Consider the following 22,976-nt stretch of genomic DNA (forward strand, 5'->3'; position numbering starts at 1 on the left):
CCCGCCGCGCCTGCCCCGAGATCACGCTCGCCGACGTGATCGAGGCCTCCGGAGCGGCCCAGGTGCACGTCGCCGAGACCGAGAAGTACCCGCACGTCACGTACTTCTTCAACGGCGGCATCGAGGACGAGCACCGGCAGGAGTACCGGGACGTCGTCCCGAGCCCGCGCGACGTCGCCACCTACGACGAGAAGCCGCAGATGTCGGCCCGCGAGGCCGCCGACGCCTTCATCCGCCTGTGGGGCGAGCGCGACCCGCGCTTCGGGATCATCAACTTCGCCAACCCGGACATGGTCGGCCACACCGGCTCGATCCCGGCTGCGGTCACCGCGATCGAGTTCGTCGACTCGTGCCTCGCGGACGTCGTGCAGACGGTGATGGACGCCGGTGGCGTGCTGCTCGTCACGGCGGACCACGGCAACGCGGACCACATGCTGGAGCCCGACGGGTCGCCGAATACCGCGCACTCGCTGAACCCGGTGCCGTTCGTCGTCACCCGTGAGGGCCTGACGCTCCGGGACGAGGGCATCCTCGCCGACGTCGCGCCGACGGTGCTCGACCTGCTGGGGATCGACCAGCCGGCCGCCATGACCGGCGAATCCATGATCCGGAAAGCGTGAGGCAGGCGGGGACGCGTCGCATCTCGCCACGCGCGGCGCTCGGCCGTGCGGATGCACAGCGCTCGCTCTGCGCGCGGCGACCTGCTCGGTCCCTGTGCACCTCCATCCCTGCGGTTGCGGACTAGGGCTTCTCGCGCAGCGGCTGGATGAGCCGGGTGACCTGCGCCAAGCGGGCGCCCTGCGCCTTCGCGGCCTCGACGTACTCGTCGGGCAGCGGCGTGTCCGTCGCACCGCCGCTGGCGTAGCCCGTGCCGTAGGGGTTGCCGCCGGCCGTGTACGGGTTCGCGCTCGTGTAGCCGGACGGCACGATGATCGCGCCCCAGTGGGAGTAGACGTTGTTCAGCGCGATCAGGGTCGACTCGTTGCCGCCGTGGGCGTTGCTCGCGGAGACGAACGACGTCGCGGCCTTGTTCGCGAGGTCGCCGTTCTGCCACTGCGGCCCGAGACCGTCGATGACCTGCTTGAGCTGCGCGGCCGGCAGGCCGTACCGGGTGGGGGTGCCCAGCGCGTAGCCCTCCGACCACACGAAGTCGTCGGGCGTGACGTCCGGGACGTCGGAGACGGCCTCGAGGTGGGCCTTCCACGCCGGGTTGGCGGCGACCGCCTCGTCCGGCGCGAGCTCGGGCGCGCGGCGCAGGCGGACCTCGGCACCCGTCGACTCCGCGCCGGCGGCCACCGCCGCGGCGAGCTGGTGGACGTTGCCGGTCGACGAGTAGTACGCGACGAGGATCTTCGTGCTCATGCGGAGCCGCTACCCGGGCCCGGTGGTGCGATGCACTTGTCCCTGCAACAATGCTGGTATGGCAGCACCGGAGACCGACACCGAGACCCGCCTGCTGGACGCCCGCGAGCTCGCGTCGTGGCGCGGCATGCTGCGCTCCTACGTCCTGCTCCAGCGCGACCTCGAGCAGGGCCTGGATGAGCGCCACGGGCTCCAGCACTCGACGTACGAGGTGCTGATGCACCTCTCGGACGCCCCCGACGGCCGCATGCGGCTGTCGGACCTCGCGAAGCTCGCGGTGCTCAGCCGCAGCGGTCTCACGCGGCTGATCGACCGCCTCGAGAACGACGGCCAGGTCGTCCGCGAGCGCTGCGCGACCGACGCCCGCGGCTACTTCGCCGTCCTCACGGAGGAGGGGCGCGAGCGCGTCGACGCGGCGCGTGGCGAGTACCTCGACGAGGTCCGCAAGCGCTTCCACGACCTGCTGTCCCCGGAGGAGCAGGCCGTCCTCGGCGACGTGTGGACGAAGGTCCTCGACAACCTGGAGCCCGGGCTGAAGCCCTGACCACCGTGGGGCGGCCGGTCGTCGCCCCCCGCCGGTCTGGCCCGCCCGCCTACGATGGCCGGGCATGCCGGAACCCCGTACCGCCCCGCCCGCGCTCGACGCCCCGCCCCGCCCGGCGGCCGAGCGGCCGCGCCGGGCCTTCGAGATCGTCGCCCGCGCCGAGGACGGCGACCTCCGCGCCCGGGCGGGCGTCCTCCACACCGCGCACGGCGACGTCCGCACCCCCGGCTTCGTGCCGCTGGCGACGAAGGCCAGCGTCCGCGGGATGCTGCCCAGCGAGATCCGCGCCCTGGGCTTCGACATCGTCCTGGGCAACACGTTCCACCTGATGCTGGCGCCCGGCGACGACCTGATCCGCCGCGCCGGCGGGCTGCACCGCTTCATGGGCTGGGACGGGCCGATCATCACGGACTCCGGGGGCTTCCAGGTCTTCTCGATGGGGCACGGCACCGTCGCCGACGAGATCAAGGGGCGCACGAGCGGCAAGGGCGTCCGCGGGCACGGGCGGATCGACGCGATCGAGGAGGAGGGCGTGCGGTTCCGCTCGCACCTGGACGGCTCGAAGCAGTTCCTCTCGCCGGAGCGGTCGATGGAGGTCCAGGCGAACCTCGGCACCGACCTGGCGGTCGTCTTCGACGAGTGCACGCCGTTCAACGTCGACCGCGAGTACACCGCCCGGTCGACCGAGCGGACCCACCGCTGGCTCGAGCGCTGCCTCACGTTCCACGAGCAGCAGGCGCCGGACTGGCAGCTCGTCTACGGGATCGTCCAGGGCGGCGTCCACCGGGACCTCCGGGTCGAGGCCACCGAGCTCGTCGCCTCCTCCCGCGTCGACTGCGTCGCGATCGGCGGGTCCCTGGGGGAGCACAAGGACCAGATGAACGAGGTCGTCGGCTGGGCCACCGCCGCGCTGGGCGGCGCGCACGAGCACAAGGCCCGTCACCTGCTCGGGATCGGCGAGATCGACGACCTGATCCGCGGCGTCGAGCAGGGGATCGACACGTTCGACTGCGCGATGCCGACGCGCATCGGCCGGCACGGCATGGCGCTGGTGCCCGACCCGGAGAAGCGCTGGCGGGTCGACCTCACCCAGGCGCGTTGGAAGGACAGCGACGAGCCGATCTGCGAGGGCTGCCCGTGCCCCGCCTGCGCGCACGGGTTCAGCCGCGGCTACATCCGCTTCCTCATGCACACCCGCGAGCTCCTCGGGATGCGCCTGGTGACCGAGCACAACCTCGCGTTCGTCTCGCGCGTCATGCAACGCCTGCGGCAGGCGATCATCGACGGGCGCCTGCCCGACGAGGCCGCGGCGCTCCGGGGCGGTCTGCTGCCCTGACTACTTCGTGTTGTCGTCGATGAGCTTGCCCAGCCCGTCGACGACCTTGCCCGGGGTGTCGCCGTTGATCTCGCGCAGGCGCGGGGCGACCTCCTGCTGCAGCACGTAGTAGATGCCGCCGCCGACGATCGCGGCGAGGATCAGCAGGATCACGAGCGTGCGTGCCAGGCGGCCGAGGCAGCCGCCCCCGGACTTCCGGACCTTCTGCGCCGGCTGGTCCTGCACCCAGCCGCCGGGCTGCGCGACGCGACCGGTCGGCTGCGCACGGCGGGGCTCGCGCACCGTCCGCGCCGGCACCGCCGGGCGGTCCTGCGTGACCTGCGCGCGACGCCCGGCGACCGGCTGCATCATCGTGCGGTCGGCCTCCTCGTCGTCGCCCGGGTCGAAGTCCCGCTCGATGTCGTCGATGTCGCCGCGCGGGACGATCGCTGTCGCGCCGGTGAACGGGCCGGTGGCCGCGGAGACGCGGGTGCGGTCCTCGTCCGTCGACGGGCCGACGCCGGCAACGCCGTCGTCGAGGGCGCCGGCGTAGCTCTCGGCGCTCGAGTACCGCATCTCGGGCTCGAGGCTCAGCGCGCGGTCGACGACGAGGCCGATCTCCGGTGGGACCTCGGCGTTCAGCTGGTCGAGCAGCGGCGGGGCCTCGCGCTGCTGCTTCAGCGCGAGCGCGGCCAGCGAGTCGGCCTCGTACGGTAGGCGCGCGGCGAGCATCTGGTACGTGACGACCCCCAGCGCGTAGATGTCGGCGGCCGGGCCGACGTCGCCGCCGGTGGCCTGCTCGGGGGCCAGGTAGCTGGCGGTGCCGACGACGGAGCCGATCTGGGTGATCGAGGACTCCTCCGCCATCGCCTTCGCGATGCCGAAGTCGGCGATCTTCACCGTGCCGTCCTCGGCCAGCAGGATGTTGCCCGGCTTGACGTCGCGGTGGATGACGCCGTTGCGGTGCGCGTAGTCCAGTCCGCGGGCGGCCTGGCCGACGATCGAGATCGTCTCCGGCACCGAGAGGTACCCGCGCTCGTGCAGGAGCTCCGCGCCGGACTGGCCGCGCACGGCCTCCATGACGATGAAGTACCGGCCCGAGTCGTCGTCGAAGCCGAAGTCGAAGACCTGGACGATGTTGTTGTGGACCAGCCGGGCGGCCGACAGGGCCTCGCGACGGAACCGCGAGACGAACTGCCGGTCGTCGGCGAGGTGCTCGGCCAGCAGCTTGACGGCGACGTGGCGCTCCAGCCGGCGATCGAACGCGAGGCGGACGGTGGACATGCCACCGCTGCCGAGTCGGTCGCCGAGCTCGTAGCGGCCCGAGAGCAGGTCGATGCTCACCCGCCACCCTGCCCGCGGAAGTACTTCTCGGCCCGCTTGCGGGCGTCCTTCAGGCGCTTCTCGAGCTTGTCGAGGCCGTTCCCCTTGCCCTGGGGGGCCGAGCGCTGGGTCGCCCCCGCACCCGGACCGTCGACGCCCGGGGTGACCCCGCCCGAGCCGTCGTCTCCGTCGTCCGGCAGCGTCGGGTCCGTCCCGCCGGTCGTTGTCGGGTCCAGCGGCTGCGTGTCGCTGTCCGGCGGGTCCAGCGGAGTCGGGTCCGTCGACGGGTCCGGCTCCGTGGGCGTCGTGTCCTGGGTCGACGTCGTCGTGTCGGACGGCGGCGTCGTGGTCGTCGTCGGGGTCTCCCGCGTGGACGTCGTCGTCTCGCAGTCGGTGGTGACGCGGGACGAGAGGTCCGCGAAGCCGCGACTCAGGTTGTCCTTGAGCTCGGCGTCGACGCTCGACGGCAGCTCGGCGACCTTGGCGGCGCCGGCCTTCGCGGCGGTCCGGGCCTTCGCGCACTGGCCGTCGTCGATCGCGGTGCGGACCCGGCTCAGGCTGCTCTGGAGCTCGGACGCGCTGTCGCCGTCGAGCAGGCTGGAGCCGCCGCAGCCCGCCAGGGCGACGGCGGCACACGACAGCACGAGGGTGGCGGAACGACGGGGACGCATCGGCGTGGGGATCGAGGGAAGGCTACCGGCCGACGCTCAGGCGGTCGGCCAGTGACGTGGGCAGGCCGGCGTCGCGGATCGCCTGCGCGGCGCCGTCGACGTCGTAGCGCACCCGGTGCCAGACGACCCGGCCGTCGTAGGGGTGCAGCTCCATCCAGGCGGCGCGGGGGTCCTCGTCACGCGGCTGGCCGACGCTGCCGGGGTTCAGGAGCCACCGCTGCGCGCCGATCTGGGCCTCCTCGCCGTCGGCGCGGCGCTGGGGGACGACGGCGCGGCGACCGTCGCGGGCGAACGACAGCGCGATGTGGCTGTGGCCGATCAGCGCGACCTGCTCCTCGAACGCGTCGAGCGAGCTCTCTGCCTGCTCGGCGGTCAGCACGTACTCCCACACGGGGTGCAGCGGGCTGCCGTGCGCCAGGACGAACGACTGGGCGAGGCCGTCGGGGCGCAGCGACCCCAGCCACGCGCGGTGCTCGGGCGTCAGGGCCTCGCCGGTCCAGCGCGTCGAGACGGCGGCGTCGGGGCTGAACGACTCGATCGACATCGACCCGATCGCGGCGAGGTCGTGGTTGCCGGCGAGGCAGACCGACGCGAAGCCGCGGACGGTGGAGCAGCACCCGTTGGGGTCGGCGCCGTAGCCCACGACGTCGCCGAGGCACCAGACCTCGTCGCAGCCGCGGTCGTCCGCGTCCGCGAGGACGGCGTCGAGCGCGTGGCGATTGCCGTGGATGTCGGAGATGACGGCGACGTGCATACTCGGGCGATGGCGTCGGTGCGGAACCAGGGACGGTGCGGCGGCGGGAGGCCGGCGACCGCTCCTGACCGCTGGACGGGACGCGACGGGGCGCGTCCGGGTCGTGGAGCGTCGAACGGACGGTGTCCGTTCGTCGACGGCGAAGGGTACTTCACCCCCGGGTGCCCCCGTCTTCCGCGGGTGAGGACGGCCCCGTGCGGGTGACCGTCGTGGCCGTCGGCCGCACGCGTGCACCGTACGCCGACGACCTGGCCCACTACGAGAAGCTGCTGCGGCCGTACGTGAAGCTCGACCAGGTCGAGCTCCGGGACGATGCCGACGCCGAGCAGGTCGCCCGGCGCGTCCCGGAGCGCGCCCACTGCGTCCTCCTGGCCATCGACGCCCCCGCGCGGGACAGCGTCGCCCAGGCCACGTGGCTCGAGGAGCGGCGCCAGAGCGGTCGGGACCTCTGCTTCGTCCTCGGCGGCGCCGACGGGCTGGACCTCGAGCGCGCCGACGAGCGTGTGTCGTTCGGTCCGATCACGCTGCCGCACCAGCTGGCGCGCGTGATCGTCCTCGAGCAGCTCTACCGCGCCCACCGGATCCTCCGGGGCGAGCCCTACCACCACTAGGCCCGGAGCGGGCGCGGGTCCGTAACCTGGGGTGGGTGACGTCGCCTTCCCCGCTGCAGCGCCTACGCACCGTCCTCGACGACGCCGTGCTGAACGTCACGGGGGGTGAGCGCCCGAAGTCCGCGCCGACCCTCGAGCGCCCGAAGCAGGCCGCCCACGGCGACTACGCCACGAACGCCGCGATGCTCCTGCCGAAGCTCGTGGGCGCCGCGCCGCCGATGATCGCCGAGCGCCTGTCGGTCGCCCTCACCGAGTACCTGGGCGACGACCTGCAGGCGATCGACGTCGCCGGGCCGGGCTTCCTGAACCTCCGCCTGTCGGACGCCTGGCTGGCGCGCGCGCTCGCCCAGGTCCTCGAGGCCGGCGACGCCTACGGCACCGCCGGGGCCGGCGACGCAGCCGAGGCGATCCACCTGGAGTTCGTGTCGAACAACCCGACCGGCCCGGTCCACATCGGTGGCGCCCGCGGCGCGGCGTTCGGCTCCGCGCTCGCGAACCTCCTGACGTTCCACGGGCACCGCGTCCACCGCGAGTACTACGTCAACGACCACGGCAACCAGGTCGAGCTGTTCGGCGCGTCGCTGCAGGCGCGCGCACGCGGCGAGGAGCCGCCCGAGGGCGGCTACCAGGGCGACTACGTGACCGAGGTCGCCTCGCGCATCCCCGAGGCCGCCACGCGCCCGGTCGGCGAGGTCGCCACCGAGGGCATCGCGCTGATGGTCGCCGCGCAGAAGGCGTCGCTCGAGGCGTTCCGCACCACGTTCGACCAGTGGTTCTCCGAGCGCTCGCTGCACGCGCCGCGCGGCGACGGCAACCCGACCCACCCGTCGGGCCCCGGGGCACCGGACGCGACGGCCGGCGCCGACGGTCCGGCCGACGCCACCGGCCCGAGCGAGGTCGACGAGGCGTTCGCGGTCCTCGCGGAGCAGGGCCGCACGTACGAGCGGGACGGCGCGCTGTTCCTGAGCACGACGGAGCTCGGCGACGACAAGGACCGCGTGCTGGTCCGCGCCGACGGCCGCCCGACGTACTTCGCGTCCGACGTCGCCTACCACCACGACAAGCGCGTCCGCGGCTACGACCGCGTGATCGACGTCCTCGGCGCCGACCACCACGGCTACGTCGCGCGCATCGAGGCGGCGTTCGAGGCCCTCGGCGGCGACCGCGACCGCATCGAGCTCCTGATCACGCAGTTCGTGAACCTCTTCGAGGCGGGGGAGCGCGCGAAAATGAGCAAGCGCGCCGGCGAGTTCGTCGCGCTGGACGACCTCGTGGCGGACATCGGGGTCGACGCCGCCCGCTGGTACCTGCTGGCCCGCTCGCACGACACGACGATCGACCTCGACCTCGTCGACGCCCGCGAGCAGGCGCCCGAGAACCCCGTCTACTACGTGCAGTACGCGCACGCCCGCATCCGCTCGATCCTCGTGCGCGCCGACGCGGGGGAGACGACCGCCCGCGAACCCGACGACGGCTCCGTCAACGCCAGCGAGCGGGAGCTCGTCCTCGCGGTCCTCGCCTGGCCCGACGAGGTCGCCGAGGCCGCGGCCCGCCGCGCCCCGCACCGCATCGCCACCTACGCGCTGTCCCTGGCCCGCGGCTTCGCGGCCTTCTACCGCGACTGCGAGGTCCTCGCCGAGGGCCTGCCGGCCGACGTCCGCGCCCGCCGCCTCGACGTCTGCAGCGCGACGGTCGCGGTCCTCGCGTCGGCGCTGGGGATCCTCGGCGTCGACGCCCCGGAGCGGATGGACCGCGAGCACGCCGAGGTCGACGCGGCCTGAGCCCCGGTTCTGCGTTCGCGTCGCAGGGCGACGAGAACGCAGCATCGCCCGTGGCGGGGTGGTCGGGCCCTCAGCGCTCGAGCGCGCGGACGATGCCGTCCAGCCCGACGGCGTTCAGCGCGTCACGGGCCGGGTTGACCAGGCGCGTCATCTCGTGGTTGGCGACGAGCCAGCCGATGATGATCAGGAGGACGCCGCCGACGGCCGTGATGACCGTGTAGTGGTTGCGGACGATGCGGGCGGCGTTCGTCACGCGCTCGAGCGCCAGGGCGGCGCCCATGAACGGGACCGCGAGCCCGAGGCCGTAGGCGAGCAGCAGGAACGCCCCGCCGCCCACGCCGCTCTGGGTCGCTGCGGCGGCGAGGATCGCGCCCAGGATCGGCCCCGCGCACGGCGTCCACGCGACGGCGAAGGCCATGCCGGCGATCATCGGACCACCCGCGCCGGCCTTGCGCATCAGCGACTCGGGCCGGAAGGACCGGTTCAGCAGCGGGATGAACGGGCTGGCGAGGAAGATCACGCCCATCGAGATGAGCAGCACGCCGGCGACGACGTCCAGCGTGTTGCGGCTACCGCGCAGCGGCGCGCCGAGGCCCTGGGCGAACAGCCCCAGGACGACGAACACGAGAATGAAGCTCATGCAGAAGATCGCCGCGGGGCCCAGGATGGCGCCGGTGCGGCGGTCCTCCTTGACGCGGACGCTCTCCCCGCCGGTGAGCACCGACAGGTAGCCGGGGACCAGCGGCAGCACGCACGGTGACGCGAACGACAGCAGGCCGGCGGCGAACGCCGCGAAGACCGTCGGGTTGGCCTCGGCGAGGACGACCATGCTCAGGCGTAGCGCTCCAGCTCGGCGTCGAGGCGCCGACGGTCCTCGTCGGTGATGTCGGGGGAGGACGACTCGAGGTCGGGCGTGCCGGAGGCCGGGACGTCGCCGTCGCCGCGGTCGGGCGAGCGACGCCATCGGCGGACCAGGACGATCAGGAGCCCGGCGCCGAACAGCGCGGCGCCGGCGGGCAGCGCGATGCGGGCGATCTTCAGGCCGCTCTCGGGCGGGTCGATGAGGACCTCGTCGCCGTACGCGGCGACCATGCCGTCGATCGCCTGCTGCTTCGTGGCGCCGCCGGCGATCAGGCGCTCGATCATCGCGCGCTCGCGGTCGGCCTGACGGGCGTCGCTCTGGTTCAGCGGCGTCTTGCACGTGACGCACATGAGCTCCGCCTCGACCTCTTCCAGCGTCGTGCGCGGCGTGGCCGCGTCGACGGGGGAGACCATCGAGAGGAGCATCAGGAGCAGCGCGAGGATCGTGACGATCCCGGCCCACCACGACGGGCGGGCCGGGCCCGGGGCGGCGCCGGGGGTCGCGTGCTCGCTGGTCGCCGACGTCGACGACGCGGTCTCGGCCGGTGCCTGCGTCGACGCGGTGCCCCGCTCGTGGTCGCTCATCGGGACAGCACCTTCGCCGGGACGCCGGCCCGCTCGAGGGCGGCGTCCATGAACTTCTGGTCGACCTCGGTCCGCGCGATCGCGTGGATGCGGCCCTGGGTGTCGATCACGAACGTCTCCGGCATCAGCGACGCCCCGTAGGTCTGCGACATCTTCTGGTCCGGGTCCTGGAGGCTCGGGTAGGTCAGGCCGTGGCGCTTCTCGAACGCCCGGCTGTCGTCGGGTGCGTCGACGTGCGTGACGCCGAGGACCGTCCCGACCCCCGCCGCCTCGAGCTTCTTGTGGTACCGCTCGAGCAGTGGGGCCTCGTCCTTGCACGGCGTGCACCACGAGCCCCAGAAGTTCAGGACGACGACCTTGCCGCGGAACTGCCCGAGCGTCTTCTTGGCGCCCCCGGCGAGCGGCTGAAGCGCGAGGTCCGCGCCCGGTGCCCGGACCGGGATCCCACTCTCGACCTGCGCGTCGAGCCGTTGCTTGTTCTTCTGGTCGTCGGGCGACCGCGTGAGCGCGAACGCGAGGACCGCCACCAGGGCGACGGCGAGGATCCCGAGCAGCGCGGGCACGGCAGAACGACGCATCGACCCCGAACGGTACGCCCTCGCGCGCGACGGGGTCGTGCACGCCACGGCCCGTCCGCCGACCCGCACGGCCCGGAGGACGCGTCCCGCCGGTCCACGAGCGGCGCCCCGTGACCGACCCGGGAGCGGTATCGTCCCCGGAGCGCGCGGCAGTAGCTCAGTTGGTAGAGCATCAGCTTCCCAAGCTGAGGGTCGCGAGTTCGAATCTCGTCTGCCGCTCCTCAGAGACCCCCGTCCAGGACGGGGGTTTCGTCGTTTCGGGTGTTTTCGCGGGTGGGCTAGAGGGGCGCGGGTACCACTTGCGGGTACCACTTCGGGAGTCTGACGGGCAGTTCGCGCGCGGATTCTCGTCCGGACTCGACTCCGGGTACGAAGACTTCGGTCGTTGGACGACAGGTCCCAGGGTCATCGGCCGGCCGGCGAGTCTCGGCGCCAGGTTGCGGTCGGCGGAGCCGGAGAGGCAGAGGACGGAGGGGAAGTCGACCGGCGACCCGTTACACGGGTTCAGGCATGGTCGTCGGCCACGTCGATCTCCTAGACGGAGATCACCGAGGCTTCCTCCGCGCGAAATCGACTTCGTCGATCCGCGCACACAGTATCCACCCCGCCGAGCTTTAAGGACAGGCGCCCCAGCGAACTACGAACGGTGTCTGGGCTTCCTAGAAGCGACCTTTGCTCTCGACGGCTCTCGCACGCCGACGCATCGCGCCTTACGAGTCTCGCGGCCATGCGGGACGTGCGGAAGCGACACCCACGCGGGCCGAGTCTGGTGAACAGCGGGAACCGTCTGGCCACTCCGCGAGCTAGCAGCTGCAATGTTCTGTCGCCTGTTAGGCGGAAGCAGAGTGAGTTCAGCGGGCAACGTATGGCCAGAACGAGGGGAAGCTGGACGAAGGAGGGAGGTAATTCGTGGCACGCAACGAACGAGGACGTGTGGTGAGGGTTCCCGGTCCCGACATAGCTGCAATAGCGGTACGGGTCAGCCTTGCCCACCCCGACACTCCGATTTACGGGTTCTGCGTGGGCCACGAGAGCGGGCTGTGGCGCAAGAACGTCCTACTCCGGTTCGCTGGGGGATTTCTCCTGAAGTTCGCGCTGCGATACGACGAGCTGCGGCTTAGTTCCGATGCAGATTGGCAAGGCTCCATCTACAGGGCCGCTGAACTCGTCTTCTCATCTCCGAACTACAAACGTAGGGGAGAGTTCGGTGAGCTTCTCTTGCACGCGTTGCTGGAGTCCTTCTTTGCCACTGAGCCAGCGATCGCGAAGATCTACTGGAAAACAGGACTGGGGGACACCGTAAAGGGGGCCGACGCCGTCCATGTGACGCTCGAGCCGTCGCCAGACGGGGGAGACGAATTGTTCCTCTGGCTCGGCGAGGCGAAGTTCTACGGCGACTCGAAGTCGGGTTGGAAGGCCGCCGCGAAGAGCGTCGCGGCCTCGCTCGTTTCGACGAAGCTTAGGAGCGAGTTCGATGCGATTGTCAGGCTGCACGATCCGAGTTGGCCGCACAGTCAGCGACTAGCTGGCCTGCTGCACCGGGATGTGAGTCTGAGCGCTATCGCGGACCGCATCGTTGTGCCCGTGCTGGTCACCTATGACAGCGCAGCTTTGAAGGCACCTGGGCCTCAAGACGCGACGTACCCCGATGTCCTTTCGCTGGAAGTCGATGCCTGCGCCAACACGTTCCGAGTAGAGCTCCAAGAGCTCGCCGGTGAAGATGACGAGCTTGCCGGGATCCTAGGACGCGTCTCGGTGGTCCTCCTGACGGTCCCGCTCCTCGATAAACAGGACGTCGCACGCCTGTTCCATTCGCGCCTCCAAGGCCTGATGCTCGGGACATCCTGATCATGGATCTCGTCGAGGTAGCCAATGCGTTGCGAGAGAGTCCCGCTGATTCCGGCGCGCTCTTGGAATCCGCGTTGTCGGCTCTGGCGAGGGCCACGCCTCTAGAGTCTGCACCCCCGGTCGGCTTCACCGAGGTTGTCGCTCGATTGCTCGAAGACGGTGGGGATGTACGTGACCGCCCCATATTCGCCGCGCTCCTGCGGGAGGCTGGCCTTTTTCCTTACCTGAGCCAGGCAGATCCGTCCGACGTCTTCGACCAGATCGCGATCGAAGCGCACACCGCGGCGTCGCACATCGGTGGTCGAAAGCTGGTGATGCACCGAGACCAAGCGACTGCATTCTTGTACGCCGACGCTGGTCACGACCTCGCGCTCAGCGCGCCAACGAGCTTCGGGAAGACAGCGATTGCGCACCAGCTGATCCGAACAAATAAGCACGCGAATATCTTGGTCGCCGTCCCAACCCTGGCGTTGCTAGATGAAACCAGACGATCGCTTGCAAATTGCGGGGAACACTACAAAATAGTAACTCATCCGGATCAGGTGCCTGCGGACAGAAATCTGATGATTCTGACACCGGAACGTGCTCTGGAGATGTTGCCTAATTGCGTCTTTGACCTAGTTGTAATCGATGAATTTTATACTCTCGACGATGCTCGCCGGAGGCGACTTGAAAATGCTCACGATGAGCGCAGCACGACGCTGAACGCGTTGTACTCGCGGGTCGCTGCGACGGACGCTCAGGTCGTAATGCTGGGCCCGTCAATCTCGGGCTTGGCGCCTGATGTCTCTCCTCGTCTGAGACGCTCGTTCGTCCGGTCGGAGTCTCCGACGGTTCATCTCGAGCTCAACCGGCTAGATGATCCAGGGGAGCGTAAGCGACCTGCGCGCGCTGCCGAACTAGTCGAATCTCTGAGTGATCCGACTCTCGTGTACGCCAGTGGCCCAGCTAGGAGCGAGACCGTTGCCCGTGCCGTGGTGGCCTCTCGTTCTCGGCCTGAACGTCTGGACCAGTCTGTTGACGATGCGGTCGCTTGGATCAGGGAGAACTACGGTGGCGGATGGGTCGTTGCTGACGCGTTGGCGGCGGGGGTCGGCCTTCACCACGGCGCACTGTCGCGAGGGATAGCCCGCTTTATGGTGAGAGCGTTCAACGACGGAAGACTCAGCTGCCTTGTGTGTACCTCGACTCTCCTCCAGGGGGTAAACACTGCCGCAAAAAATGTCGTAGTAGTCGACCAAAAACTGGGGACCGGGGAGTTCGACTCGTTCGCGTTCGCGAACATCGCCGGCAGGGCAGGACGGATGGGTCGCTACTTCGTCGGACGCGTGTACCACTTCGGAGTGCCGCCAGCGGATAGTGGGAGGATCATTGACGTTCCGGTCGTGTCGCAGGGGCCTGATACGCCGGATGAGTTGGTCGTCGAGGTTCTCCGCGAGGATCCGGTGTCCGATGACGAACGGCAGGCACTGATTCGCGAGGAGCTGGACGCGGCGCAGCTCAGCATCGAGACGGTGCGAACCAACATTGGCGTGCCGCTACCGCAACAGCTGGCGTTGGCCCGGCGCGTTCGCGAGTTGAACGACGGTCAGCTCCGCGAGTTCGCGTGGACTACCGCCACACCCAACACGTCTCAATTGACGGCCATCACGAACCTGCTCTGGGACAGCTTTTCTTCCGCGCCCACAGAGGACTTCTTCGCGATCAAGCCGTTCATATCCAGTGTCGGCCAGCTGCGGCTCCGTCTGAAGCAGCTGCAGCAGTTCGGTCCCGGGCGAGGGTTCTATGCCGCGGTGTTCGCGGACCAACGCGCTTATGCGGCCACAAAGAAGCGTAAGGAACCGGATTTCGGGGCGACGATTCGAGACGTGAACCGGTTCATGCGTGACATCTGTGGATACCGGATTCCTTCGCGTCTCCGAGCGGTGGAGAGCGTGCTTCGACCGGTGCTTCAGGAGCACGGTATACCTGCGGCGGATTACCGCGGCTACGCCTCCACCATCGAAAACCTCTATATGGGAGTGGCAGTTGCGGCCCTAGACGAGCTCGGAATTCCTCCGCAACTTATTGCGAAGATCAGTCCGCAGCTGCGCGGGGCACAGACCGCAGATGCCTCGTACGGCGTCCTTCGGGGGCTCGAGACCGGCGCGTTGTCCCTGACCCCGTTCGAGCGCGAAATCCTGGACGAGGCAATTGGTGGTCTCGGCGGCGGTCAGACAACCATGAACATCTAGAGAGTAGGCGTCGACGATAGAAGTAGAGACCACCGTGGCGTCGAGGTCCACGCAATATGCCCAGATGCTTTCGGCTCCAAGTTGAGCCTCGCTGGGCAGACTACGGAGACGCAAAGACGTCGTGATCGCCAATGCGGCGCCACCGAATTCCTTGAGTGTCGCCGATGGTTACCCACTCCCAGGTCGCACGCCCGTCTGGGTCGTCCATGCTCCAAGTGACTTCCCAGACGCCCTCTGCGCCTTTCACCGGTTTGACCCGCATGCCGTTCGGCCATGGAGCCGTTTCGCCGGCGGCAGCGCGCTCGGCCGCAGCGTTGAAGCGGGGGACGAGCTTGCGGAACTTCGCCTGGTGCTGCTTTGAGAGCCGCTTGTAGTCGCGGTCGAACGCCGGGGTGGTCTGGAACTTCACTCGTCCGCGAGGGTGTCGAGGTGCGCAGCGAAGTCGTCCGCAGAGTCGTGCGTCGTGACCTCGCCGGCAGCGACGTGGGCGTCGACCTCCCGCTCGCGGGTCTGCCAGCGCTCGGTCCAGAACCACTGCTGATCCGCGGCGACCGGGAGGTGGGGGCGGAGCTCGATCACGCCGTCCCGTTCGATGACCTCGACCTGGGCCCCCGGCTCGTCGAGGTGATACCGGCGGCGGACGTCGGCCGGCAGCGCGAGAGTTCCGCGGCTCTGCACGGTGACGAAGGTGGAAGCCATTCATCGAGGATAGGCGGGTACGGCAACGCTGTAAAGCAGCAATGCGGCTTAATGGCTCCAGGAATGCGAGTCTAGGCCGGTGCCGCGGGGAAGCAGCGATTTCCCTCTTCGACCGTGTGCGTTGCTGTATATACATGGATATATTGGCCCCGTGAACCTCGTCAAGGTCCGCCGCGTCGGCAACAGCAACGTCATCTCGCTCCCGCGGGCTCTCGAGGCAGGTGGCTTCGAGCCGGGGGTGTCGGTCCTCATCGAGGACCTCGGGAACGGTGAGCTGCGCGTCCTTCTCAGTGACCAGGTTCGGGAACGCATCGGGGACGTCGGTCGGCGCATCGTCGAGGAGCGCGGTCACGCGCTTCGCGAACTCGCGGGTCACGATCGCGACGAGTAGGCGCTGGGCCCCTCCGTGACTCGAGGAGTCGGGTAGTCACTTGTGACCACCTCTCGAGCGCGCCACGCTCGTGGTGAGCACAAGCGACCACTCCGTCGCCGCCGCCCTGTCATGCCGTGGTGGGCGCAAGTGCCCACTTCCGCCACGCACCTGACGACGGTAGGACTGCTCCATGCGAACGAACCGCGGGGGAGAGGGGGCGCCGGTCCTGCGGCGGAGGTCGCTCACCCGCGAGGACGTGCTGACCGCCGCCGAGGTCGGCGAGCTGCTCAGGCTGCCGAAGTCGACCGTCTACGAGCTGGCGCGGCGCGGGGTGTTGCCGTCGGCGCGGCTTGGGCGGACGCTGCGGTTCGTCCGGGCTGACATCGAGCGGTGCGTGCGCGGGTCCCGCGGTTAGTCGTCGCCGGCCGGCGGCCTGACGTGGTCGGGCGCCGGGAGCTCGCCGAAGGCCGCGTTGACCGCCGCGACCGCGGCGGCGTCGATCTTCGAGTGCAGGTAGCGGTTCGTCGTCTCGATCTTCGCGTGGCCGAGGATGTCGCGGACCGAGACCAGCGGCATCGAGCGGGCCATGACCGAGCCGGCCGCGTGGCGCAGGCCGTGGAGCTTCACATCGCGGAGGCCTGCGGCGTCGCGGGCGCGCTTGTAGCGGGAGCGCATGGCCGAGCCGTCGAGGCGGCGGCCCAGGCGGTTGACGAAGACGTAGTCGTCCGGGCCCATGAAGTCCTCGCGGGCGCCGACCCGGGCCAGGGCCCTCGTGGCGGGGCGGGGGACCGGGACCTCGCGGGCGCGTCGTGATTTTGTGCTCGTCTCCTCGCCGGCCGACACGTTGCGGCTGACCGTGAGGATCGCGCCCGACATGTCGGCGAGGAACACGACGTCGTCCCAGCGCAGCGCGAGGCCCTCGGAGAGCCGCAGGCCCGAGAAGAAGAGGAGGCGGAAGAAGTCCGCGTCGCGCTGATCTTCGGCCCGGCGGGCCTCGAGCTCTGCCTCCTGGTGCTCGACCGGGACGCCGCGGAAGGTCCGGATCCCGCGGTGCAGCCCCTGCTCGCAGGCGCGCGCGAGGGCCTCGACCTCCTCGTACTCGTAGAAGTCCAGACGGGCCGCCGGCGGCTCGCGGCGGCGCGACGTGGCGGCCACCGGGTTCTTCTCGAGCTCGTAGGTGTCGGCCCGCATCGCGTAGGCGAAGATCGCGTGCAGCGTCTGGCGGTGGCGGTTGACGTTGCGCCCGGAGAGCCCCGCCGCGTCGAGCGCCGACAGCCATCGGGCGACTTCGCGCGGCGTCACGTCCTGCACCGGTCGGTCGCCGAAGGCGCGCATCAGGCGGCCCTCGCAGGTCCCCTGGCCGCGCCGGTGCTTCGTCCCGGGCTCGGCAAGCATCGAGCGTTGGTTCGCGAGCGTCGAGGGCTTTGCGCCCTCAACTGTCCTCAGGTGGGTGAGCCACTCGCCGGCCAGGCGCCGGACCGTCAGCGTCGCGTCGATCGCCTCGCGCGCCCTGCGGGCGGCCGCCTGGTCCTCGACCTCCGTGACCTGCGCGAGGGCCGCGAGGTAGGCCGTGCGCTCGTCGAGCCAGCCGTCCGGCGTGCGTCCGCGGCGCTTGTGCCAGCTGCCGTCCCTATCGCGTTCGATCCAGGCCGGACCGAGTCGGCGTTTCACCTGCCGGCCCTCGCTCCGCCACTTCGCCTCGAAGAACGGCGTGCCGTCCTTTGCGACCCGGACGACGACGGCCGGCGCGGGGGCGGTCGGCGCGGTCGTGGTGCTCGAACTGGGCATCTCGGCGGGGCGGGGAAGTAATGGGACGGCGGGCTGCGCGGGGGCTCGGATCTGGACCTTCGGAGTGCGGCCCGACGGCCCGTCAAATTCCTGGGTACCAGCGAAACGGCTGCGGGTACCACTCCGGGTACCAGACGCCGCGAAGACGTCTAGAAAACTGGCATCTTCGCTGTAAAGAACCCCAGTCTCCTAGTCGTTTCGGACTCCGATAGTCCGGTTCCCAAGCTGAGGGTCGCGAGTTCGAATCTCGTCTGCCGCTCCTCAGAGGCGCCCCGCGTGAGCGGGGCGCCTCTCTTGTTCTCGGGCCCATCGTGCAAGCCTCTCCGGCGGCGTCCCACGGTGGCCGGGTCCGGCGAACCGCTCGCCGGGACACCGCAAGCTGTCCGCGGCGACGTCAGCGCGAACGCTCTGGCGGGGTGGTTCTCGACTCGTCGGGATCCAGCGGACGGGTCCATGCCTCGTGGCGCAGGGCCGACGCGGTGCTTCAGGCCGCGTCGAGCACGCGGTCGGACGGCACCCCGTCGATCCCGGTATCGGTCGACCGACGGGTGTGCGGACCCGATGTTCCGTCATTTGGCGGATCGAATCCCGGGCTCGGTCGATGTACGGTCCGCCGGTGCTCCGACCAGTCGGCCGACGTCCATCACCCGAGGCCGCTGCGCCATGGGCCGGACGTGACGTGGCACGCCGCCTCAGCATCCTGCTGGCGTTCGCCGTCGCGCTCTTCGCGGTCCTGGCTGCGCCCGGATCGAGCGAGGCGAAGGCCAGGAAGGCACCGTTCGTCACGCAGCCGGCTCCGCAGCTTCGAGCCGCCGCGAAGGGCGCCAGGACGATCCTGGTGTCCGCCCGGGCCACGCGCGGGGCGACCTGCGTCGCGAACGTCAGCGTCAAGAAGGTGAGCCAGACCCTCGCGAAGGTGAAGGCGACCAAGAAGGGGCGTGCCTCCTGGCGCTGGCAGATCCTGCCGACCTCGCCTTCCGGTACGTGGCGCTTCAAGGTGACGTGCACGAAGGGCAGGAAGAAGGGCTCCGCCACGCGGCAGGTGCTCATCGTCACCGGCAACAAGACCGGCAGGGGTCCTATCGGCGACCCCACGTCGCTCGTGAACCCGGACGGCGAGATCGCCGGCCTGGGCGGTGACGATTGCGGCCCGTTCAATTCCCCGCCGCTCAAGCAGTGCACGTGCCTGGCCTGGCAGAAGCGCCGCGACGTGTACGACACGTCGGTCGCCCGCGGCGTTCCCAGGGTGGGAGGACGGGGCGGCGGCTATTTCGTGTGGGACGGGGGCCAGTGGCTCGTCAACGCCAAGCGCGGCGGTTTCCCGACGGGGAGCCAGCCCGTCGCCGGAGCCCTCGTGGTCTGGGGCGTGGCCAACAGCGCGTCGTACGGGCACGTCGCGTACGTCGAGAAGGCCGAGTCGCCGACTCGCGTGCTGGTGACCGAGTGCAACTACGACTGGAAGGGGAGTTGCCGCACCATCTGGATGAACCCGATCGCGAAGGGCGACCTCCAGGGCTACATCTACGGAGGACCGGCGGGGAGTGCCCCGGGCGCGAGCCCGGGAGACACCGTGGGAGGAGCATCCCCGGCGAGCACACTGCCGTCGTTCGGTGGTGCCGGGTGGCAGACGGCCTTTCGCGCGAGCGACGGGGGGCTGTGGACCATCGGCGGCGACAACCGCGGAGCGCTGGGGCTGGGCGTGGCGGCGAACACGAGTCCCGCGATCACGCGGGTGCAGGGCGGCGGGTGGCAGACCGCGTTCAGCGGCAGCGATGGCGCGCTCTGGGTCGTCGGGAAGGACAACAAGGGCTCGCTGGGTCTTGGGATGAAGCCCGGGACGAGTCCGAGCATCGCCGGGCTCGCGTCCGGGGGCTGGGTCTCCGCCTTCCAGGCGTCCTCGAACAGCCTGTGGGTGGTCGGCGCCGACAACAAGGGCGATCTGGCGCTCGGGATGGATCCCGCCTCGAGCCCGAGCATCGCCGCTCTCGCGGGTGGCGGATGGCAGGCCGCGTTCCAGGCGAGCAGCCATTCGCTCTGGGTGATCGGGAAGGACAGCAAGGGCGACATGGGGCTCGGGATGCGACCCGGGACCAGCCCGAGCGTCACGGGGGTCGAAGGTGGCGGGTGGCAGGCGGCGTTCCAGGCCAACGATCGCTCGCTCTGGGTCGTCGGAGCGGACAACAAGGGCAATCTCGGTCTCGGAATGGCAGATGGCACGTCGCCGAGCATCACGGGCATGGCCGGTGGTGGCTGGGAGGCCGCGTTCCAGGCGAGCGACAACACGTTGTGGATCGTCGGGAAGGACAACAAGGGCGCGATGAACCTCGGGATGAAGCCGGGCACCAGCCCGAGCATCACGGGGCTGTCCAACGGTGGTTGGGAGGCGTCGTTCCAGGCTCCCGACGGGCGTCTGTGGGTCATCGGATCGGACAACAAGGGCGCGTTGGATCTCGGATTGGCGGACGGCTCGAGTCCCGCGATCTCGAGCTATTCACCGAGTTGACGGAGGTCATCGCCGGCCGCTGCGACCTCGACCACGTCCGCGGAGTCGCACGGCCCGATGCACGGCGCGGGAGCGCGTCCGGGTCCGGCGAGCTCGGCCATCAGCCGAGCTTGAAGCGCACCACCCGCGGCCCCGGACCCTTGCAGACGATCCGGAAGCGGCCCGACGCAGTCGAATCCCGGCAGACGTAGCTGCGGATCCTCACCGCCCCGGGACCCTGGACGACCGTCTCGCGGCCCCACCTCCGGGCGATCGTGCGGGCGTTGGCGCACGAGGTGCCGGTCGCCCGGATGCTCACCGCGTCCGCGGGGTCGCTGCCCGTGGGCCCCATGTCCTTCACGGACTTGCAGGACTTCGCGGTCGCGGCCGCCGACGAGGTGCCGGGTGCGACACCGGCAGCGAGGGTCAGGGCGCAGAGGGCGGGAACGGCCAAGGCATGCGTGCGGGGCATGCGGGGCCCGGTACCCCGGACGGCGGACGCGAACAGGTCCGGGTCGCGGCCGTCGGGGATGCCGTGTGCGACGGTGTCGGGATGTCCCGCCCCCGCACACGTCGACCACGCCGCCGCACCGTCGCCGCGGCCGTCGTGCTCGTCGCGACGATCGTCGTCGTCGCCTGGCTCGTGCTCGGCGGCGGGAGCGATGACGACGAGCTCGCGGAGCTCCGGGCGCTCCCCGACGTCGCGACGGCCACGACCGACGACGGGGACGTGCTGGTGGGCCTCCGCGCCGGAGCGGCACCCCGACAGATCGCCACCGTGCTGGACCGGGCGCCGGACGACGCCGGCCGTACGACGCTGCGGCTCGGCCGGGCGTCGCTCGAGGTCGAACGAGGCGACCCTGCGGACGACGAGCTCCTCCGCGCCTTCGTCGCGCTCTCGGCGGTCCGGTCGCCCGGCGGCATCGCGACCATCGAGCGGCTCTCCGCCGACCAGCGCGTCGAGGTCGAGGTCCGGCGACCGGAGCAGGCGGCGCCCCTCGCGCGCGAGATGCTCGCGAGGCTCACCACGCAGGGACGACCGGTCCGCGGGATCGATCGCATCGAGGTCGCGCTGCAGGACGCCTTCCAGTCGGACCCGAAGCCGGTGACCCTGGGCCGGCTCGGCGCCACGGACGGGCGCGTCGAGCGGGCGATGCTCGACGCCGCGATCGCGCTGCGCGAGCGCCGGCCGCGGGTGGCGGTGGTCGGCTCGAGCATCGAGCTGCGTCCGCGGGCCGACGGCGCCGGTGACGCGGGGGCCGCGTGGCGGGCGGCCGCCGCGGCGATCGACCTCCCGGCGGCGGACCGCCGCGACGCGCAGATCTACGTCGACGAGGCGTCCACCGAGGACGGCCGGGAGCGGACGCACACGCTCCTGTCCGGACCCGCCGGTGCCGACGCCGACCGGGCGCTGGCGTTCCTGCGATCGGTGTCCGGCGTGGTGTCCGCGCCGTTCGCGAGGACCGACCTGTCCTTCGCACAGGGCGACGCGCGGACCCTGCGGGCGGCACGCTCCCTCGCGGCGTCGGCCGAGGACGCCGGCGCCCGACGGCTCCGGCTCTCCGTGGAGGCCGACGGCGCGAGGGAGACCTCCGGCGACGAGGACCGCTCCGGTCGCGGGGCCGCCGACGACACGGCCCGGACGCAGATCGAGGACACCCCCGCCCGGGTCCGTGCGCTCCTCCCCGGCGTCGCACGCACCCGTCGGCTCGGCATCCGGGCCCTGGTCTGGACGAGGCCCGCGGGCGCGCTCGCGCGGCTGACGATCGCGACGCCCGGGTGGCTCGACGAGGCGGACCCGGCCGACGACCCGTCGAAGGTCCTGCGACGTCTGTCCCGTGCCGTCCGGGCGCTCGGCTGGCAGGACACGGCGCGCTTCGGGCTCCCGCTGCCGCGCGGCACCTGCGAGGACCACCCCTCCGCGCACGGCGTGACGCAGATCGAGTCCACGAGCGACGGCCGGACCCGCACCATGGGGACCGTGAACGACTGCACCGGCGCCGACGACCTCGCGGCGGGCCGCGCGGCCTGGAACGCGACGGCGGACTGAGCGCGAGCCGGCGTCCGCGCGCCGAGTTCTCGACGTCGGGCCGGACACGCCGGCACGGAGCATCGTCCCAGCGCCGTCGAGACCGTCCGCCGCGTTCACCCGGGCGCGCCGCGGTGCGTGTCGCGCGCCGGTCGGCTCAGCCCGTGCGGCGCAGCATCCGCCGGGCGAGCGCGACGAACGCCCGTACCCGCGGATCCTCGCTCGCGGGGTGCCAGCCGACGTCGATCGTCGTCGGGGCGACGTCCCGTACGGGGACGAAGGCCACCCCGGTCGCGCCGCTCATGCGGGCGGGCGCGGATGCCGGTACGAGGCCGACGGCGCCGGCGTGGCGCACCGCGTCGAACAGCCCGTCGAACGACGAGATCGTCGCGGCGTACCGCGCGGGCGCGCCGCGCTCGGCCTCGGCCGTCCAGAAGGCGCGCCACACCGGATCGGTGTCCGAGCCCGCCCACGGCTCGTCGACGAACTCCGTGATCGAGAGCACCTCGCGCTCGGCGAGACGGTGATCGGCAGGCAGGATCGCCATCCGGTCCTCGACCACGAGCGTCTCGAGGGCGACCCCGGCCGCCGCGACCGGTGGGCGGAGGAAGGCGACGTCGACGCCGCCGTCGGCGAGTCCGCCGCTCGGGTCGGTCCACGGCGCCTCGCGGAGCTCCAGCGCGACGTCCGGGCGGGCCTCCCGGAACGCGGCGATGGCGGGGGAGACGAGCTCGAGCGGGATCGCGGCCGCGATCCCCACGGAGAGTGAGCCGCTCTGCCCTCGATCGGCCCGCCGCGTCTCGCGGACCGCGGCGAGCGTCGCCTGCTCGAGTCTCCGGGCGTGCTCCTGGAGCACGGCACCCGCCGCCGTCAGCGCGACGCTCCGGGACGTCCGTGCGAGGAGCTCGACACCGAGGACGTCCTCGAGGCGCCGCACGTGCCCGCTGACCGACCCCTGGGCGAGGTGCAGGCGATCCGCGGCGCGTCCGAAGTGCAGCGTCTCCGCCACGGCGAGGAACGTCCGCAGGAGCCGGGGATCGAGGTCGACGTCCTCCATCGCTCCTGAGTCTCGCGCATCGATCGCCGTACGTGAACGATCGGGGGTTGGATCCGGATGGCCGCCGGCGGGCCCTCGGCG

General features: G+C 71.0%; 23 protein-coding genes and 1 tRNA gene. 12 read left to right on the top strand and 12 right to left on the bottom strand.

What is annotated here, in order from left to right:
- Positions 1-35: 35 nt before the first annotated feature.
- A complete protein-coding gene (locus tag PATMI_RS38790; RefSeq protein ID WP_051471761.1) occupies positions 36-620 on the top strand; it encodes an alkaline phosphatase family protein in 585 nt (194 codons plus the stop codon).
- 121 nt (positions 621-741) lie between these two features.
- Here the strand turns inward: PATMI_RS38790 and wrbA are convergent, their stop codons facing one another.
- Positions 742-1,362: an NAD(P)H:quinone oxidoreductase gene (gene wrbA / locus PATMI_RS0115545; protein ID WP_026911547.1), complete on the bottom strand. Its 621-nt coding sequence runs from the start codon at positions 1,360-1,362 to the stop codon at positions 742-744.
- 58 nt (positions 1,363-1,420) lie between these two features.
- Here wrbA and PATMI_RS0115550 point away from each other — a divergent pair, with 58 nt between their 5' ends.
- Together PATMI_RS0115550 and tgt are read left to right on the top strand one after the other, a co-directional pair.
- Positions 1,421-1,906 carry a MarR family winged helix-turn-helix transcriptional regulator gene (locus tag PATMI_RS0115550; protein WP_026911548.1) on the top strand — a complete coding sequence of 162 codons (486 nt, stop codon included), beginning with the start codon at positions 1,421-1,423 and terminating at the stop codon, positions 1,904-1,906.
- A gap of 64 nt (positions 1,907-1,970) precedes the next feature.
- Positions 1,971-3,242: a tRNA guanosine(34) transglycosylase Tgt gene (tgt, locus tag PATMI_RS0115555; RefSeq protein WP_026911549.1), complete on the top strand. Its 1,272-nt coding sequence runs from the start codon at positions 1,971-1,973 to the stop codon at positions 3,240-3,242.
- On the opposite strand, the gene PATMI_RS34755 is transcribed toward tgt, so the two are convergent.
- Genes PATMI_RS34755 through PATMI_RS0115570 form a run of 3 tightly spaced genes read right to left on the bottom strand, consistent with a single transcriptional unit; the run spans position 3,243 to position 5,969 of the window.
- Positions 3,243-4,565, bottom strand: coding sequence for a protein kinase domain-containing protein (locus PATMI_RS34755; protein WP_051471762.1), 1,323 nt, complete (start codon positions 4,563-4,565; stop codon positions 3,243-3,245).
- Positions 4,562-5,215, bottom strand: coding sequence for a hypothetical protein (locus PATMI_RS0115565; protein WP_026911550.1), 654 nt, complete (start codon positions 5,213-5,215; stop codon positions 4,562-4,564). Before PATMI_RS0115565 ends, PATMI_RS34755 begins: the two co-directional genes overlap by 4 nt.
- Positions 5,216-5,237: 22 nt before the next feature.
- Positions 5,238-5,969: a metallophosphoesterase family protein gene (locus tag PATMI_RS0115570; RefSeq protein WP_026911551.1), complete on the bottom strand. Its 732-nt coding sequence runs from the start codon at positions 5,967-5,969 to the stop codon at positions 5,238-5,240.
- Between the two features lie 194 nt (positions 5,970-6,163).
- Here PATMI_RS0115570 and PATMI_RS0115575 point away from each other — a divergent pair, with 194 nt between their 5' ends.
- Entirely contained in the window at positions 6,164-6,580 is a 417-nt protein-coding gene (locus PATMI_RS0115575) for a 23S rRNA (pseudouridine(1915)-N(3))-methyltransferase RlmH (protein ID WP_026911552.1), read from the top strand.
- 35 nt (positions 6,581-6,615) lie between these two features.
- The gene (locus tag PATMI_RS0115580; RefSeq protein ID WP_026911553.1) at positions 6,616-8,361 is read left to right on the top strand and encodes an arginine--tRNA ligase; all 1,746 of its coding nucleotides are present in this window, start codon (positions 6,616-6,618) and stop codon (positions 8,359-8,361) included.
- A 70-nt stretch (positions 8,362-8,431) separates the two neighbouring features.
- Here the strand turns inward: PATMI_RS0115580 and PATMI_RS30625 are convergent, their stop codons facing one another.
- Genes PATMI_RS30625 through PATMI_RS34765 form a run of 3 tightly spaced genes read right to left on the bottom strand, consistent with a single transcriptional unit; the run spans position 8,432 to position 10,385 of the window.
- Complete coding sequence (locus tag PATMI_RS30625) at positions 8,432-9,190, bottom strand: cytochrome c biogenesis CcdA family protein (protein ID WP_051471764.1); 759 nt, start codon at positions 9,188-9,190, stop codon at positions 8,432-8,434.
- A 2-nt stretch (positions 9,191-9,192) separates the two neighbouring features.
- Positions 9,193-9,807: a cytochrome c-type biogenesis protein gene (locus PATMI_RS34760; protein ID WP_051471766.1), complete on the bottom strand. Its 615-nt coding sequence runs from the start codon at positions 9,805-9,807 to the stop codon at positions 9,193-9,195.
- Positions 9,804-10,385: a peroxiredoxin family protein gene (locus tag PATMI_RS34765; RefSeq protein WP_084269991.1), complete on the bottom strand. Its 582-nt coding sequence runs from the start codon at positions 10,383-10,385 to the stop codon at positions 9,804-9,806. Before PATMI_RS34765 ends, PATMI_RS34760 begins: the two co-directional genes overlap by 4 nt.
- Positions 10,386-10,531: 146 nt before the next feature.
- On the opposite strand from PATMI_RS34765, the gene PATMI_RS0115600 reads away from it, so the two are divergent.
- The 3 genes from PATMI_RS0115600 (at position 10,532) to PATMI_RS36785 (ending at position 14,467) form a co-directional block, all read left to right on the top strand.
- Positions 10,532-10,604 (top strand) — tRNA-Gly (locus PATMI_RS0115600).
- Between the two features lie 690 nt (positions 10,605-11,294).
- Complete coding sequence (locus tag PATMI_RS34770; RefSeq protein WP_084269992.1) at positions 11,295-12,233, top strand: HamA C-terminal domain-containing protein; 939 nt, start codon at positions 11,295-11,297, stop codon at positions 12,231-12,233.
- Positions 12,234-12,235: 2 nt separating this feature from the next.
- Complete coding sequence (locus PATMI_RS36785; RefSeq protein WP_157260795.1) at positions 12,236-14,467, top strand: DEAD/DEAH box helicase; 2,232 nt, start codon at positions 12,236-12,238, stop codon at positions 14,465-14,467.
- A 100-nt stretch (positions 14,468-14,567) separates the two neighbouring features.
- On the opposite strand, the gene PATMI_RS0115620 is transcribed toward PATMI_RS36785, so the two are convergent.
- Both PATMI_RS0115620 and PATMI_RS0115625 read right to left on the bottom strand, forming a co-directional pair.
- Complete coding sequence (locus PATMI_RS0115620; RefSeq protein WP_026911556.1) at positions 14,568-14,876, bottom strand: hypothetical protein; 309 nt, start codon at positions 14,874-14,876, stop codon at positions 14,568-14,570.
- The gene (locus tag PATMI_RS0115625) at positions 14,873-15,166 is read right to left on the bottom strand and encodes an AbrB/MazE/SpoVT family DNA-binding domain-containing protein (RefSeq protein ID WP_026911557.1); all 294 of its coding nucleotides are present in this window, start codon (positions 15,164-15,166) and stop codon (positions 14,873-14,875) included. The genes PATMI_RS0115620 and PATMI_RS0115625 overlap by 4 nt, the downstream gene beginning before the upstream one ends.
- 151 nt (positions 15,167-15,317) lie before the next feature.
- Between PATMI_RS0115625 and PATMI_RS0115630 the strand changes: the two genes are divergently transcribed.
- Positions 15,318-15,557 carry an AbrB/MazE/SpoVT family DNA-binding domain-containing protein gene (locus tag PATMI_RS0115630; protein ID WP_026911558.1) on the top strand — a complete coding sequence of 80 codons (240 nt, stop codon included), beginning with the start codon at positions 15,318-15,320 and terminating at the stop codon, positions 15,555-15,557.
- Positions 15,558-15,729: 172 nt separating this feature from the next.
- Positions 15,730-15,954: a helix-turn-helix domain-containing protein gene (locus PATMI_RS0115635; protein ID WP_084269993.1), complete on the top strand. Its 225-nt coding sequence runs from the start codon at positions 15,730-15,732 to the stop codon at positions 15,952-15,954.
- Here the strand turns inward: PATMI_RS0115635 and PATMI_RS0115640 are convergent.
- A complete protein-coding gene (locus PATMI_RS0115640; protein ID WP_026911560.1) occupies positions 15,951-17,327 on the bottom strand; it encodes a tyrosine-type recombinase/integrase in 1,377 nt (458 codons plus the stop codon). The two genes, PATMI_RS0115635 and PATMI_RS0115640, sit on opposite strands and share 4 nt — an antisense overlap.
- Positions 17,328-18,006: 679 nt before the next feature.
- Between PATMI_RS0115640 and PATMI_RS0115645 the strand changes: the two genes are divergently transcribed.
- On the top strand, positions 18,007-19,830 hold the full coding sequence (locus PATMI_RS0115645; protein WP_026911561.1) for a CHAP domain-containing protein: 1,824 nt from the start codon (positions 18,007-18,009) through the stop codon (positions 19,828-19,830).
- 100 nt (positions 19,831-19,930) lie between these two features.
- Here the strand turns inward: PATMI_RS0115645 and PATMI_RS0115650 are convergent, their stop codons facing one another.
- A complete protein-coding gene (locus tag PATMI_RS0115650; RefSeq protein WP_026911562.1) occupies positions 19,931-20,281 on the bottom strand; it encodes a hypothetical protein in 351 nt (116 codons plus the stop codon).
- Between the two features lie 81 nt (positions 20,282-20,362).
- Between PATMI_RS0115650 and PATMI_RS0115655 the strand changes: the two genes are divergently transcribed.
- Positions 20,363-21,859, top strand: a complete 1,497-nt coding sequence (locus PATMI_RS0115655) for a hypothetical protein (protein ID WP_026911563.1) — start codon at positions 20,363-20,365, stop codon at positions 21,857-21,859.
- 136 nt (positions 21,860-21,995) lie between these two features.
- Here the strand turns inward: PATMI_RS0115655 and PATMI_RS30645 are convergent, their stop codons facing one another.
- Positions 21,996-22,895 carry a LysR family transcriptional regulator gene (locus PATMI_RS30645; RefSeq protein ID WP_036725976.1) on the bottom strand — a complete coding sequence of 300 codons (900 nt, stop codon included), beginning with the start codon at positions 22,893-22,895 and terminating at the stop codon, positions 21,996-21,998.
- Between the last annotated feature and the right edge of the window lie 81 nt (positions 22,896-22,976).

The sequence above is a fragment of the Patulibacter minatonensis DSM 18081 genome, assembly GCF_000519325.1.
Lineage (GTDB): Bacteria > Actinomycetota > Thermoleophilia > Solirubrobacterales > Solirubrobacteraceae > Patulibacter > Patulibacter minatonensis.

Excerpts from the sequence above, each read along its gene's own strand:
- PATMI_RS30625 (WP_051471764.1), bottom strand. The coding sequence starts at position 9,190 with ATGGTCGTCCTCGCCGAGGCCAACCCGACGGTCTTCGCGGCGTTCGCC.
- wrbA (WP_026911547.1), bottom strand. The coding sequence starts at position 1,362 with ATGAGCACGAAGATCCTCGTCGCGTACTACTCGTCGACCGGCAACGTC.
- PATMI_RS34765 (WP_084269991.1), bottom strand. The coding sequence starts at position 10,385 with ATGCGTCGTTCTGCCGTGCCCGCGCTGCTCGGGATCCTCGCCGTCGCC.
- PATMI_RS0115550 (WP_026911548.1), top strand. The coding sequence starts at position 1,421 with ATGGCAGCACCGGAGACCGACACCGAGACCCGCCTGCTGGACGCCCGC.
- PATMI_RS0115570 (WP_026911551.1), bottom strand. The coding sequence starts at position 5,969 with ATGCACGTCGCCGTCATCTCCGACATCCACGGCAATCGCCACGCGCTC.
- PATMI_RS0115650 (WP_026911562.1), bottom strand. The coding sequence starts at position 20,281 with ATGCCCCGCACGCATGCCTTGGCCGTTCCCGCCCTCTGCGCCCTGACC.
- PATMI_RS0115635 (WP_084269993.1), top strand. The coding sequence starts at position 15,730 with ATGCGAACGAACCGCGGGGGAGAGGGGGCGCCGGTCCTGCGGCGGAGG.
- PATMI_RS0115655 (WP_026911563.1), top strand. The coding sequence starts at position 20,363 with ATGTCCCGCCCCCGCACACGTCGACCACGCCGCCGCACCGTCGCCGCG.
- PATMI_RS0115625 (WP_026911557.1), bottom strand. The coding sequence starts at position 15,166 with ATGGCTTCCACCTTCGTCACCGTGCAGAGCCGCGGAACTCTCGCGCTG.
- PATMI_RS36785 (WP_157260795.1), top strand. The coding sequence starts at position 12,236 with ATGGATCTCGTCGAGGTAGCCAATGCGTTGCGAGAGAGTCCCGCTGAT.
- tgt (WP_026911549.1), top strand. The coding sequence starts at position 1,971 with ATGCCGGAACCCCGTACCGCCCCGCCCGCGCTCGACGCCCCGCCCCGC.
- PATMI_RS34760 (WP_051471766.1), bottom strand. The coding sequence starts at position 9,807 with ATGAGCGACCACGAGCGGGGCACCGCGTCGACGCAGGCACCGGCCGAG.
- PATMI_RS0115640 (WP_026911560.1), bottom strand. The coding sequence starts at position 17,327 with ATGCCCAGTTCGAGCACCACGACCGCGCCGACCGCCCCCGCGCCGGCC.
- PATMI_RS0115565 (WP_026911550.1), bottom strand. The coding sequence starts at position 5,215 with ATGCGTCCCCGTCGTTCCGCCACCCTCGTGCTGTCGTGTGCCGCCGTC.
- PATMI_RS30645 (WP_036725976.1), bottom strand. The coding sequence starts at position 22,895 with ATGGAGGACGTCGACCTCGATCCCCGGCTCCTGCGGACGTTCCTCGCC.